At 63.9% G+C, this 12,564-nt stretch carries 12 protein-coding genes; 4 read left to right on the top strand and 8 right to left on the bottom strand.

The window, feature by feature from the left end; translation table 11 throughout:
• Positions 1-66 precede the first annotated feature (66 nt).
• A complete protein-coding gene (locus O3303_RS13380) occupies positions 67-1,533 on the bottom strand; it encodes a TPM domain-containing protein (protein WP_269558895.1) in 1,467 nt (488 codons plus the stop codon).
• A 183-nt stretch (positions 1,534-1,716) separates the two neighbouring features.
• Here O3303_RS13380 and O3303_RS13375 point away from each other — a divergent pair, with 183 nt between their 5' ends.
• The gene (locus O3303_RS13375) at positions 1,717-2,373 is read left to right on the top strand and encodes a porin family protein (RefSeq protein WP_269558894.1); all 657 of its coding nucleotides are present in this window, start codon (positions 1,717-1,719) and stop codon (positions 2,371-2,373) included.
• 95 nt (positions 2,374-2,468) lie between these two features.
• Here the strand turns inward: O3303_RS13375 and O3303_RS13370 are convergent, their stop codons facing one another.
• Positions 2,469-2,939, bottom strand: coding sequence for a cold-shock protein (locus O3303_RS13370; RefSeq protein WP_187314296.1), 471 nt, complete (start codon positions 2,937-2,939; stop codon positions 2,469-2,471).
• A gap of 395 nt (positions 2,940-3,334) precedes the next feature.
• On the opposite strand from O3303_RS13370, the gene O3303_RS13365 reads away from it, so the two are divergent.
• The gene (locus O3303_RS13365; protein ID WP_269558893.1) at positions 3,335-4,198 is read left to right on the top strand and encodes an SDR family oxidoreductase; all 864 of its coding nucleotides are present in this window, start codon (positions 3,335-3,337) and stop codon (positions 4,196-4,198) included.
• Positions 4,199-4,288: 90 nt separating this feature from the next.
• On the opposite strand, the gene O3303_RS13360 is transcribed toward O3303_RS13365, so the two are convergent.
• Positions 4,289-4,864, bottom strand: a complete 576-nt coding sequence (locus tag O3303_RS13360) for a pseudouridine synthase (RefSeq protein ID WP_269558892.1) — start codon at positions 4,862-4,864, stop codon at positions 4,289-4,291.
• 267 nt (positions 4,865-5,131) lie between these two features.
• Complete coding sequence (locus O3303_RS13355; protein WP_269558891.1) at positions 5,132-5,800, bottom strand: head GIN domain-containing protein; 669 nt, start codon at positions 5,798-5,800, stop codon at positions 5,132-5,134.
• Between the two features lie 230 nt (positions 5,801-6,030).
• On the opposite strand from O3303_RS13355, the gene O3303_RS13350 reads away from it, so the two are divergent.
• The gene (locus O3303_RS13350) at positions 6,031-6,687 is read left to right on the top strand and encodes a hypothetical protein (protein WP_269558890.1); all 657 of its coding nucleotides are present in this window, start codon (positions 6,031-6,033) and stop codon (positions 6,685-6,687) included.
• Positions 6,688-6,766: 79 nt separating this feature from the next.
• Here the strand turns inward: O3303_RS13350 and O3303_RS13345 are convergent, their stop codons facing one another.
• The 4 genes from O3303_RS13345 to O3303_RS13330 form a co-directional block, all read right to left on the bottom strand.
• Positions 6,767-7,912: a hypothetical protein gene (locus O3303_RS13345; protein WP_269558889.1), complete on the bottom strand. Its 1,146-nt coding sequence runs from the start codon at positions 7,910-7,912 to the stop codon at positions 6,767-6,769.
• A gap of 34 nt (positions 7,913-7,946) precedes the next feature.
• On the bottom strand, positions 7,947-8,816 hold the full coding sequence (locus O3303_RS13340) for an AraC family transcriptional regulator (RefSeq protein ID WP_269558888.1): 870 nt from the start codon (positions 8,814-8,816) through the stop codon (positions 7,947-7,949).
• 450 nt (positions 8,817-9,266) lie between these two features.
• Positions 9,267-9,992, bottom strand: coding sequence for a subclass B1 metallo-beta-lactamase (gene bla / locus O3303_RS13335; RefSeq protein ID WP_269558887.1), 726 nt, complete (start codon positions 9,990-9,992; stop codon positions 9,267-9,269).
• A 165-nt stretch (positions 9,993-10,157) separates the two neighbouring features.
• Positions 10,158-10,625: a DinB family protein gene (locus O3303_RS13330; RefSeq protein ID WP_269558886.1), complete on the bottom strand. Its 468-nt coding sequence runs from the start codon at positions 10,623-10,625 to the stop codon at positions 10,158-10,160.
• A gap of 489 nt (positions 10,626-11,114) precedes the next feature.
• On the opposite strand from O3303_RS13330, the gene O3303_RS13325 reads away from it, so the two are divergent.
• A complete protein-coding gene (locus tag O3303_RS13325) occupies positions 11,115-12,548 on the top strand; it encodes an aldehyde dehydrogenase family protein (protein WP_269558885.1) in 1,434 nt (477 codons plus the stop codon).
• Positions 12,549-12,564: the final 16 nt, after the last annotated feature.

The raw sequence follows: 12,564 nt of genomic DNA, 5'->3' as shown, positions 1-12,564 counted from the left end.
CGGCGCAACATACGACTTTACCGCCCCACCTGAAAGTGCCCCAAAAGCCACCGCAAAGCCGTCCCGCTACCAGCTGCTGCCGGCCCCGCCGCCGCCCGAGCTGCCGCCGCTGCTACTCGACCAGGAGCCCCCCGACGTCCCCGAAGACCCCGACGAGCTACCCGACGACGACAGGCGGGAGGTGGTGTATTTGGTGCGCTGGGTGTGTTGGCAGAAAGCGCAGTGCCACACATGCCACCCCCAGCCGCCGTGCGACGTGGTAGCAGACTCCATTACCTCGTCGGGCTGGGGCTGGGCGGTGTGGTAGCGGCACATGATGCAGGCCTTGGCTTCGGTGGCGAGGTTGGCGTAGGGCAGGAGTAGCTGCTGCTGGCAGGTCGGGCACTGCCACGCGTCGTAGTCCACGGAGGCCACCCGCTCCTCGGCTACCTGGCCGGGCTGCAGGGCCGCGTCGTCCTGGGCTTCGTCGAGGCGGTGCATGGGGTGGGCGCAGGTGGGGCAGGTGTAAGGCTCGTCGCGGAGGTCGGCCAGGCGGCGCTGCTGCCGGGGCCACAGCCACACCAGCCCCAGCGGAAACACGTAGCGCAGCATCCCCAGGCCGTGCAGGGCTTCGCTGAGAAACACGTAGCGGGCGTGGCGGCTCTGGCCGGCCAGGGCCGCCAGACGCTGCTGCACCTGCCACAGATAGGCGTGCGCGCCCAGCAGCGGCACCGCGTAGCACAGCACAAGCAGGGCACCGGCCGGCACCGGCAGGTCCAGCAGCACGGTGCCAAACCACAGCGCCACCACCGCCGCCACGGCCAGCCCCAGCCCCCAGCGGAAGCCGGTCGTGGGCTTCAGGTTGAACAGCAGCAGCCCGCCCGTCACCAACAAAAACACCAGCCCCACTCCCATACCAATGGCCTCGCCCGTGGTCCAGGCGTTGGGATTTATGGTGTCGGGGCTGGCGTAAATGGCAGTTTCGGGGGCTGTCGGGTCGTCGGTCAGGGCCAGGGCATCGTCTGTAGAGGCAGTGGCCACCGAGTCGGACGGCTCCAGGCGGCCGGTCGTGAGCTGCCGGATCAGGGCGGCCACGCCCTGGCGCACGGCGGCATCGTACTGGCCCTGCCGCAGATAGGGCACCATGTAGCGCTGCTGAATGCGGAAGCACAGAATGTCGGGCAGGTCGGCTTCGAGGCCATAGCCGGTTTCGATTTCCACCCGGCGCTGGTCCTGCACCAACAGCAGCAGCAGGCCGTTGCGCAGTTCCCGGTCCCCGATCTGCCAGCGGTTGAACAGGGCCGTGGCGGCCGTCTTAGGTACCTCCTGCCCGATACTGCGGGTCAGGACCACGTCGATGTGGGCGCGGCGGCTTTGGTCGAGGGCCCGCAGCAGCTCGTTCAGGTCGCGCACGGTGGCGGGCTGCAGCAGGTGGTCGGTGTCACTGACGTAGGCCTGGCCTAGAGTCTTAGGGTCGGGGATGCGGGTGAGGTAGGACGCCTGCGCCGCCACCTGCCGGCCCGCGCCCAGCGTCAGCGCCATCCATAAAAGCACACACCGCAGAAACATAGGCCACTGGAAAGGAAGGTTCGCAGGCCAAAGAAAGCAATCTGTGGTGAACAGTTTCCGGGCTCAATGGCGCAGCCACAATTCCGGGGCACTCATGCAACCTAGGTGCCGCCTCCGAGGCTCTGGTAGGAAACAGTATCCCCACTTTATCTCCTTCCTACCATGGATATGAAACTGCTACTGCTAAGCGGCATGCTGCTGCTGGCCGGCAGCGCCTACGCCCAGCTGGGTCTGCGCGCCGGCGCCAATACTACATATATCGCCACCAAAACCCCACAACAGGGTCAGCAGGCCAGCGCCGACGCCAAAGCTGGCTACCAAGTGGGCGTATTCTATGAACACAAGCTGGGCACGCGCTTCTCGGTGGTGCCGGAGCTGCAGTTCAGCCGCCAGCGCACTCAGTTGAGTTTGCAGGAAAGTGTTTTTGCCGATCCTAGCTACGCCGCCGACTACCGCCTCAGCCAAAGCTACCTGCACCTGCCCGTGCTACTGCGCGCCCGGTTTGGCAGCTTCTATGTGGAGGCCGGGCCCCAGGCCAGTCTGCAGCTGGCTTCGCGGGAAGTCGGAACCGAGTTCTACGGAACCACCGGCCCCTACTACAAGGACATCGACCGTACGGCTACCGCCCGCTACCGCCGCTTCGATGTGGGCGTATGCGCCGGGCTAGGCGTGCAGTTGCCATCGGGTTTTGGTATTGGGTTGCGGGGTACGGCGGGCTTACTATCGCTCAACTCCAAAGAATCGGCGCTATCCAGCTACAGCGGCGACCTGCGCAGCCAGACGGTGCAGGCTTCCATCAGTTACCAGTTGCGGCCGCGTTCCTGATCTTACGGAGCTGCCATTTGCCCTTCTGCCCGAAATGCCAAGCGGCCGCAGCTCCGGAGAGCTGCGGCCGCTTGGCATAGTAGAAAACCGGAGGCTTATTCGCCGCCGCCAACTTTCACGTTGAAGGCGCTTGGGCCTTTCGGGCCCATTTCCACCTCAAAGCTCACTTTGTCGTTCTCTTTGATAGTGGTGCCGCTCGACAGACCGTTGGCGTGCACGAAGATGCTCTGCTGCGTCACCGAATCCTTGATGAAGCCGTAGCCTTTGGAGTCGTTGAAGAAGGTCACCTGGCCCTTGCGGATCGGGTCTTCCTGCTCCATATCTTCCTGGCGCATGGCCCCCAGGCGGATATCCTCCACCTTGATTTCCTTTTTCTTCTTGGTCGGATCCGGCGGCGTGGACGTGATGTTGCCGTTCTCGTCTACGTAGGCGAGCATTTCGTCAAGCGGCTGGCCTTTCTTAGCATTGGCCTGACGCTCTTCTTTCTTCTCTGCTTTTTCGTTGCGCTTCTTCAGCCGCTTCTTTTCATTTTCCTTCTTGCCGAAGGTTGCCTGCGATTTGCCCATGCGTGGTATGTGGTGGTATTATTGCCGAATGGCGGGTGTGGAGATGTTGAAAGCCCTGTTACGATAGCTACATAATAGGTAAAAACCGATATTTAGCCCGTATGGTTCACAAAATAGGCTCACGAACAGCAGAGGCTGTTAAGGCCAGGCGGGTGAGCTACAGTTAAGGTATAAAAATAATTGCGTAATAGCACGCGGTTGGGGCCGCGAATTGCCAAAGATACGGAGGGTGAGGCAGCTTCGGTTGCGGCCCACGGTGGGAAATTATACAGCTTGGCCAGCCGGCGCTGGTACACGGTGGCGGCAGCCGGCGCCGGTTGTGGAAGCCGGGCCGTAACTGCGCCGCCTCTGTAGACGTTAGGAAAGGCTCATTATTCGTGTATAAAGCCTTTCCGATGTCAGATAAACCATCCCTTTTTCCACCCCAGCACCAGAGTGAGCAGCCGGGCCTGGAATCCAAAATGACGCCCCAGCCCGAGTACATCCGCGAAGGATACCAGGGCGCCAACAAGCTGCGCGACAAAGTAGCTCTGATTACGGGCGGCGACTCCGGCATCGGGCGGGCCGTGGCCGTGCACTTTGCCCGCGAGGGTGCCCACGTCGCCATCGTGTACACGCCCCGCGAGCAGGAAGACGCCGAGGAAGTGCTGCGCCTGGTGGAGGCCGAAGGCCGCCGCTGCGTGCTGCTGCCCGGCGACCTGAAGCAGCCTGCCTTCTGCGCCGAAGTGGTGCGCCGCACCGTGCAGGAGTTGGGTGGCCTCAACATCCTGGTAAACAATGCCGCCGAGCAAAACTGGCACGACTCCCTCACCGAAATTAAGGACGAGGAGCTGGATTCCATCTTCGAGCTGAACATCAAGTCGTTCTTTCGCATCACGCGGGCCGCGCTGGAACACCTCAAAGAAGGCGACTCCATCATCAACACGTCGTCGGTGAATGCCTTTGCCGGCAATGAGCAGCTGATCGACTACACCTCCACCAAAGGCGCCATTACGTCCTTCACCCGGGCGCTGGCGCTGCAGCTGGCTTCCAAAGGCATCCGCGTGAACTCCGTGGCGCCGGGCCCCATCTGGACGCCGTTCATCCCGTCGTCGGCGGGCGCGCTCAAAGTGGCCGTGTTCGGCCGCGATACGCCGATGGGCCGCGCCGGGCAGCCATCGGAAGTGGCGCCGGCTTACGTGTTTCTGGCATCCGAAGACGGCTCTTACTTCTCGGGCCAGACGCTGCATCCCAACGGTGGCCGCGTGGTGAATGCCTAGTTTCTCGAGGCACGAGCAAAAAGTTAAAAACCCATTCCTCTTTCGGGAAATGGGTTTTTTAGTGCTGAGTTTGTAGTCTAAACCGGTTTGTTACAGCAGTTCGCCTACCTCCTGCACTTCGCCGGGCTGCAGGCCGCCCAGCACAATACTGCCGATGCGCACCCGCACCAGCCGCAACGTGGGAAAGCCGGCGGCGGCGGTCATTTTGCGCACCTGGCGGTTCTTGCCCTCCGTCACGGTGATGCTGACCCAGCTGGTGGGGCCGTGCCGGTCGTCGCGGATTTTGCGGGTGCGGGGCGGCAGGTCGGGCGCCTGCTCTAGGCGGAACGCGGCGCAGGGCAGCGTCAGGTACTTGCCTTCGGGGATGCTAATTTCCACGCCCTGCTGCAGCCGTCGCACGGCTTCGTCGGTGATGAGGCCATCTACCTGGGCGTAGTATTCCTTTTCCACGTCTTTGCGGCGCACCCGCTCGCTCACGCGGCCATCGGTGGTGAGCAGGAGCAGGCCCTCGCTGTGCTCGTCGAGGCGGCCAATGGACATGGTGCCTTCGGGGAAGTCGTGCAGCAAGCCCAGAAACTTCTTTTTGCGGGCCTCGCGGGCGTCTTCGCTGCGAAACTGGCTGAGGTAGCCGAACGGCTTGTGCAACAGGAAATGGCGGTGGTTCATGTAACAGAAAACAGGGAGCAGCCAGTTGAAATCGGGCCGGCCGGCCGGCGCCAACCAGGCTGGTTGCAGCCCGGCGCATTGGCGGCACGAAGCTACGAAAGCCGCTGCCGACCTGCCTGCGCCACATACGGCCAGCGGCAACATTGCCGGCGGCAACGTTTGCCCAGAAAGCCACAGGAGCGCGAACTACAAAGTTCGCGCTCCTGTGCAACGGATCCGGCAACGCGTCAGACGCGCTGTTGGCCCCTGTTTCTTGTACGTGGTGGCTTAGCGCGTCACGCGGGCTTTGCCTTTGTTGCGCACGTCGCTGGCACCGGAGGCGCGCGAGGTCAGGCTTTCCTCCACGAAAACGGAGGCGTCGGAAGTGCCGGAGGCCTGCACGTCGGCGGTGCGGCTTTGCAGCTCGGCGGCGTGGTAGTCGCTGCTGCCGCTCACCTGCACCTGCTGGCGCTCGGCGCGGCCGGCCAGCTTGATGTCGGAGGCACCGGAAGCGCGCACGGTCAGCATTTTGGCTTCAAGGCGCAGCGTCACATCCGAAGCGCCGCTGGCCTGGATGGTGAAGTTGTCGGCGGTGAACGTGGAGGTGCTTTTGATGTCGGAGGCGCCGCTGGTTTCGATGCCGGTCAGGCGCGGGCAGGTCACGTACACCGTCACTTTCTTGTTGTTGAACAGCTGGCTGGGCGCTTTTTTGTCGCGGTAGATCTGCAGCGTGCCGTTCTGCACTTCCGTCACGATGTACTTTTCCAGGTCGCTTTCGGTCTGCACTTTTACCTCAGTGGTAGCGCCCTGCACCAGCACTACGTCGCAGGCTCCGCTGGCTTGCAGCTTGTTGAACGAGCCCACGGCCCGCAGCTGCTGGGCCTGCGCGGCTGCTACGGAAACTACACTGAAAACAGCGGCCACGGCCACAGAGCGAAAGCAGGAAAAAGTGCGCATGAGCAGGGGAGGGTAAAGGGAAAAAGAAGACAACGACAGCGTACAGGAGGCTAGATGCCGGAGTTGCTTAAGGCGTTGCCTGGCTGCGGCGGTTTTTTATTGGCTCCCAGCCGAACGGGCCTGCCATCACCCCAGCCGCAACCTTTGGTCGTAACCTCGCCGCAACCTCAGCCGTAACAGGCCCCATTATAGCCAGTGGGCTATATGCTGTTTCCATTGATCTTTCTTTTATGCACAAGACCCTTCTTTTCGTCTCGGCCGCTGTCACGTTGCTGGCCGCTTCCTGCTCCCAGGATAAGCCTGCCGCCGTTGATGCCGCCACCACTCCTTCGGCAGATACGGCCGTGGTAGTGAACAACAGCGTGGACACCACCACCTACCGCACCGACGCCGACCAGCTCGCCAACCGGATTGCCGAAGACCTCAAGCTGACGGATACGGTGGTCGTGACGCGCATCGAGAAGACCTACTACACCCGCGGCCGTCGCCTCAACGACATCGAAACCAGCTATTCTGCTGACACCACCGGCCGCTACGCTGCCATCCGGCAGGTGAACGACGACACGGACCGCGAGGTGCGCACCATCGTTACGGACCCCAACCAGTACAACACGTACTCGTCGAACCGCGGCACCTACTACGCCGGCACGCCCTACACCGTAACGGAAACCCGCGTGGTGGAGGAAGCTCCCCGCAGCGCCCCGGCGCGCCGCACGGGCCCCAGCGTCGTGAAGTACGACAAGAAGAAAAACGGCGAAACCAAAATCGTGTATTCCAACGGCACCACGGTGAAAATCGATAAGGATGGCGACCGGAAAACCGAGTACTCCAACGGTACTAAAGTAAAGCGCGACGCTGACGACGGCAAGGTGAAAGTGAAAGACTAGCTCTCCGCGGCTCCTGCCACGCAAAAGCCCCCGTACCAGTTTGGTGCGGGGGCTTTTGCGTGGCAGGAGCCAGCGTCCGTTATTGGATAACGCCGTAGCCACGCAGTTCGGCATCAATGCGCTGGTTCCAGCGCTCCTGGGTGGCGGCGTCCTGGCCGTGGCGGGTTTCCAGGTCATACTGGTCCTGCAGGCGGTTCATTTCGGTGAACGACTTCAGGTATTGCAGTTGCAGGATGCTGTTGTAGTCTTCCACCGTGAGGCTGTCGGCGGTGGCTTTGCGCCGGAACCGCTCGGTCACCAGCCGCACGATATCGAAGTGGCGCTGCTCGTGGTTGAGGTTGTAGGGCGTTTGCTGGCCGGGCCCCACCCAGGAGCTGCTGCGCACCACAAACACCTGCAGCGTGAGGCCCAGCTGCACCACCCCGCGCACCACCCGCGGCTGCCCCCGGTAAGCAAACCCCGGAAACACCGTGGCCGCGTACTCGCCCGGCTGTGGCCGGCCCGTGAAATCCGCCCAGCGCAAGGGGCGCGTGGGGTCGTAGAATAGGGTGTCGGGCTCGGTCTGGCGCTGGTCCTGGCGGAAGGTGGGCTGCACGGCCGTGGCGAGTCGCACGTCGTGGTCGGCGGCCTGCGTCATCCAGCCGTTGAAGTAGCGCAGGGCGTCGGCCAGGGTCTGGCGCAGCGTGGGCTCCACCAGGGCCGGGCTGGTCAGCGGGCGGCCGTAGCGGGCGCCGCCGCGGTACTCGGTCAGCAGCAGCGGCGGCCCGTCGGGGCGCTGCCACTCAAAGGCCAGCCGCACACTCACTCGGCCTTCCACCTGCCCGCCCGGCGCGGCCGTTTCCTGCACGCGCAACTCCTTTATCCGGACGACGATGGGCCTCTGACCAGTGGTGCGCGGCAGGCTTTTCCAAACAAACTGCCGCAACGCCTCGGCGGCGCCGCCCTGCAGGTCGGTGGCGAGGGCGGGGCCAGCCGGAGCGCCTGGGCGGGCCGGTACCGGCAGCAGCCAGGCCACGGCGGTACGGTCGGCCCGGTCGTCGCGCACATCGGCAACGGAGAAGGTGGTGGCCTGAATGCCGAGCGGCGCGGGCAGCAGCAGCAGCGGCTTAGGTGGCGGCCCGGCCGGCACGGCGCCCAGCAGCATCCACAGCAGCGGCAGCATCCAGCGTAGCGTCGGAATAACGCGGTGGCGGGGCGGGTTCAGGTCAGGAAGGGCCGGCATCATCTGCTATACAACAGGCCGGCGACCCGCGTTCCGCTTACGCTGCTGCGCGCTGTCTGCGGTACTCGGTGGGGCTGTAGCCGGTATAGCGGCGGAAGGTTTTGTTGAAGTGCGACAGGTTGTTGAAGCCGCTGGCGTAGCACACTTCCGTCACCGACAGCTCCTCGTCGATAAGGCTGCGGCAGGCCTGGCCCACGCGGTATTCCTGCAGAAACTCGGTGAGCGTGAGGCGCGTCATCTTCTTGAAGTAGCGGCAGAACGCCGGCACCGACAGATGCGCCACTTCTGCCACCTGCTGCACCGAGAGCGTAGCCCGGAAGTAGTGCTGCTCCACAAACTGATACACCCGGCTCAGGCGCTGCTGCTCCTTGCCGCTCAGGGCCTGGCTGCCGGCCCCGGCGTGCAGCGGCGTGTAGTCGGTGGGGGCGGCCTGGGCCAGGCGCTGCAGCACCTGCAGCAGCAGCAGCAGGCGCGCGAAAGGTGGTGCGTTCAGCAGCTCCCGCAGCAGGTCGCCGGCCGCCGCGCGCGTCATACCCCCGAACGACAGGCCCTCGTGCGAGCGGGCCAGTAGGTGCCGGATATCAGCCAGCTCGGGGTGCTGCCAGAACTCCGGCCCCAGGAAGTCGGAGCGCAGCTGCACCACTATTTCCTCGAACGGCGTGCCGGCCGGCAGCCCGTAGCTGAACGTGAGGTGCGGAAGGTCGGGCCCGATAAGCACCAGCTCACCTTCCTCAAAGCGCGAAATATGCTGCCCGATGTGCCGCCGCCCGCTGCCCTGCGGAATGTACACCAGCTCGTACTCGGGGTGGTAGTGCCAGAGCAGGCCGGCGCTTTGCACCTGGGTGTAGTGCAGCAGCGTAAACGAGCTGTCGGCGGTCGGATGGATGGGCTCAAACTGCAGCTTCATGGCGGAGTAATGCTTTACTGGCTGATACTTCTTGCGAAATTAACACATTAAGTCAATACAGCACCTGCATCGGCTAACTACGACGTAGTAACCCCCTGATTAACTGCCGAAATTGTGTCACGATTCAGGCCTGCTGCCGGCCGTCGGTTTCGGCCGGCTTTTTTCGGCAGCAATGGCCTGGTTTCAAGAGCAATAAAAAGCGGACGGTGGAGGAGTTGAAACGCAGCTTATCCGTCTTTTCTAACAGAATATAGCTGGTGCAAGCCAGCAGGCAGAGAGTGCGCCGGCGCTGTCTGCCGCCAGTATCCAGTGGCATTGGGTGGGAATTTTGCCGCTGGCCCGTTCGCCGATTTCGTCGACGGACGTTAAAAAAGCTGAGGCCGTTAGGTCTCAGCTTTTTTCATTTTCAGCCTATGGGTATTGCTGACGAGGGCGCTACCTCACGCTCTGCTACCGGCCGTTGAGCGCCGTTTGGGGCTTGCGCGGGGCGTTGCGCAGCAGCTGCAGCGTATGAGCCAGCAGATCGGGGCTGCCCCATTGGCCGCGGCCGGGCACCAGCACTTCGGCCTGCGGGTAGCGGGCCTGCAGCTTGCGGAGCGTGGCGGGCCACTGCTTCAGGTTGGTTTCGGCCGTGCTGCTCAGCAGCTGCGCGGCGGTTTCCTGCACCAAGTCGCCGCCGAAGAGCACGCGCTGTTTGGGTAGCCACGCCACCAGGTTATCGGGGCTGTGGCCGGGGCCGGGGAAGAACAGTTCCAGCTTCGTGCGGCCCGCTCGGATGACCGTGTACGGCTTGATGGCCGGCGTAGGCGCGCCGAAGGGCAGCCGGGCGGCCCGCTTGGCCGTGAGTGGCGTGCTGTACACCTTAATATCGTTGGCGCGCAGCACGGCCAGGCCGCCCAGCCGCGCCTCCTGTGCCTCCGACACCACCACCAGCCGCACCCGCTGGTGCAGGCTGTCGGCCACCCAGCGCAGCAGTTCCAGTGTCTGCTCCGGGTCCCAGGCCGTGTCGATGAGCAGCGCGCCTTTGCTGGTACTCACTATGAGTCCATTAGACGCCGCCAGCTCGGTTTTGCCGGCGTAGCGGTGGTAGGAGGTGTGTACAAATACGTTGGGCGCCACGCGCCGTACCTGCAGATGCAGCCCCGCCGGCCGGGGGCGCGGAGGTGGGCCAGCCACGGCCCGATTCAAGGAAAATAAAGCCAAAACCGTCGGCAAAATCAGCCGGCGTACGCAGCGCAACGGGCGCGGAAACAGAACTAACATTCAGAAAAACCAATGAACAGGCTCCCCTAACGGCGCACCCCCCCGGATAGTGCCCGCGCCCCCCAAACCAGCAGTTGCTCAGCCGATAATCTGCCGGATGTGGTACTCCAGATGCACCACGTAATCTTCAATCACCCAGCCCAACGTTACGGTGTAGCCGTTTTCGAACTCGCAGCGGTGCCCGAGGGCGGCGGGCGTGAGCTGGGCCAGCAGGCGGGCCAACTGCCGGTTGTAGAGCGTCCAGAGCTGCAGCAGCTCGGCGGCGGGGGCCGTCTGGTAGGCGCCGCAGGCCACCCAGCCATCCTGCTGATAGGGCACCATGCGGTAGGGCTCGGGCTCCAGCTGGCAGAGCACGAAGCGCCGGTAGTTGTTAGTGGCCGAGTCGAGCAGGTGCCCCAGAATCTGGCGGCGCGACCAGCCGCCGGGCTGCAGTGGGCGGCTCAACTCCTGCTCATCGTAGTCGGGAAACCGGCTGCTGAGCAGCTCCAGCAGCTGCTGCAGGCGTTCCAGCGGCTCGTGCAGGGGCTCCGGTAGCGGCGGCGACACAGGTGCCGGGCTGCCCCCACCGGTAGCGTGCAGCGCGGTTGGGGTCGGGCGCCGCCGGCGGCCGCGGCGCCGGGGATGCAACGCACCCGATAACCCCGGGGCCGTTGCCGCATTGCGTTGGTGGTGGGTAGTATCCACTGCAGCAAGCGTTTGAAAATCAAGCATGTTTCTAGGAAAATAGCAGATTGGCAAGGCGAAATTACGGTAAACCAGTCGGCAATTCGTGCGGCTTTCAGATATATAATGGCTTGGTAAATAGATTTTTATTGCTTGTTTACGCGCCTGCCGCTGCAGTGAAGCGCTGCAGGACATTGGTGCTGGCTGCGTTGCCTGCTTACAGACCAGTAGGTTTTCGGCTGTTGGTTGCCTGCCTGATAACCAGCAGCTAACCACTAACTTCCCGCCTCTTGGCAGGCCGCTGGCTGATCGAAGCCGCCCGTAGCACGTATCAGCTTCACGCCTCATCTGTTCCGCTTTTCCCCTCCCAATATGCCGTCTGCCCCCGAGTCCGTTGCTTCAGTAGCCATCAGCCACCTGTTTGCGCAGCAGCAGGCCCGCAGCGCCGGGTTGCGCCGCGAGGATGCCGCGGCCCGCGCCGTTCGGGTGCGCAAGCTGGGCCGCTGGATTACCGAAAACCGCGCCGCCATTCAGCAGGCGCTCTACGCCGACTTCCGCAAGCCCACCACCGAAACCGACGTTTCGGAAATCTGGCCTTCCCAAACCGAAATCAAGCACACGCTGCGCCACCTCAAGGAGTGGATGGAGCCCAAACCTGCCGAAACGCCGCTGGCCCTGCTGGGTGCGCGCGGCTGGGTGCAGGTCGAGCCCAAAGGCGTCTGCCTCATCATCGCGCCCTGGAACTACCCGTTCTACCTGGCCATCGACCCGCTGATTTCGGCGCTGGCCGCCGGCAACTGCGTTATCATAAAGCCCTCGGAAATGACGCCCACCGTGGCGGCGCTGCTGGGCCGCATGGCCCGCGAGCTGTTCGACCCGGCCGAGGTGACGGTGGTGGAAGGCGACAAGGACGTGGCCACCGAGCTGCTCCGCCTGCCCTTCGACCACATCTTCTTCACCGGCAGCCCACAGGTAGGCAAGGTGGTGATGCGCGCCGCCGCCGAGCACCTGACCAGCGTGACGCTGGAGCTGGGCGGCAAGAGCCCGGCCATCGTGGACGAAACCGCCAACCTGCGCGACGCGGCCGAGAAAATCGTGTGGGGCAAGGGCATCAACGCGGGCCAGACCTGCGTGGCCCCCGACTACCTGCTGGTGCATGAAAGCGTGCAGCAGCCGCTGCTGGATGAAATCGGGGCTGTGGTGCGTCGCTTCTACGACCCCGCCGGGCAGGGCGTCATCGGCTCCGACTCGTTTGCCCGCATCGTCAACCAGCACCACTTCGAGCGGGTGGCTGGCCTGCTCGAAGATGCCCAGCTGCACGGCGCCACGCTGGCCCTGGGCGGCCACGTAGACGCCAGCCAGCGCTTCATCGAGCCCACCGTGCTGCAGGGTGTAGCCCCCGACAGCCGCATCATGCAGGAAGAAATTTTCGGGCCGCTGCTGCCGGTGCGCACCTTCCGCACCCTGCAGGAGGCCGCCGACGAGGTGAATTCCCGGCCCCGGCCGCTGGCGCTGTACGTCTTCACCCAAAGCAAGGAAAACCAGCGCTACCTGCTGGGCAACATTCCGGCCGGCGGCGCGGCCGTCAACGAAACGGTTCTGCACCTGGCCCACCCGGAGCTGCCGTTTGGCGGGGCCGGCAACAGCGGCCTGGGCCGCGCGCACGGCCACGCCGGCTTCCTGGCCTTCAGCAACGAAAAATCCGTGCTCAAGCAGCGGATCGGCGTCACCGGCATCAAACAGTTCTACCCGCCCTACACGCCCAAAGTGCAGCGCATGGTACGGTTGCTGCTGCGCTGGCTGTGAGTTTTAGGTGAGTTTT

This window comes from Hymenobacter canadensis (assembly GCF_027359925.1).
Taxonomy (GTDB): domain Bacteria; phylum Bacteroidota; class Bacteroidia; order Cytophagales; family Hymenobacteraceae; genus Hymenobacter; species Hymenobacter canadensis.
The sequence above is the reverse complement of the archived record's forward strand: the minus strand, read 5'-3'. Positions and strand labels throughout refer to the sequence as shown.

Excerpts from the sequence above, each read along its gene's own strand:
- O3303_RS13375 (WP_269558894.1), top strand. The coding sequence starts at position 1,717 with ATGAAACTGCTACTGCTAAGCGGCATGCTGCTGCTGGCCGGCAGCGCC.
- O3303_RS13370 (WP_187314296.1), bottom strand. The coding sequence starts at position 2,939 with ATGGGCAAATCGCAGGCAACCTTCGGCAAGAAGGAAAATGAAAAGAAG.
- O3303_RS13365 (WP_269558893.1), top strand. The coding sequence starts at position 3,335 with ATGTCAGATAAACCATCCCTTTTTCCACCCCAGCACCAGAGTGAGCAG.
- O3303_RS13360 (WP_269558892.1), bottom strand. The coding sequence starts at position 4,864 with ATGAACCACCGCCATTTCCTGTTGCACAAGCCGTTCGGCTACCTCAGC.
- O3303_RS13355 (WP_269558891.1), bottom strand. The coding sequence starts at position 5,800 with ATGCGCACTTTTTCCTGCTTTCGCTCTGTGGCCGTGGCCGCTGTTTTC.
- O3303_RS13350 (WP_269558890.1), top strand. The coding sequence starts at position 6,031 with ATGCACAAGACCCTTCTTTTCGTCTCGGCCGCTGTCACGTTGCTGGCC.
- O3303_RS13345 (WP_269558889.1), bottom strand. The coding sequence starts at position 7,912 with ATGATGCCGGCCCTTCCTGACCTGAACCCGCCCCGCCACCGCGTTATT.
- O3303_RS13340 (WP_269558888.1), bottom strand. The coding sequence starts at position 8,816 with ATGAAGCTGCAGTTTGAGCCCATCCATCCGACCGCCGACAGCTCGTTT.
- O3303_RS13325 (WP_269558885.1), top strand. The coding sequence starts at position 11,115 with ATGCCGTCTGCCCCCGAGTCCGTTGCTTCAGTAGCCATCAGCCACCTG.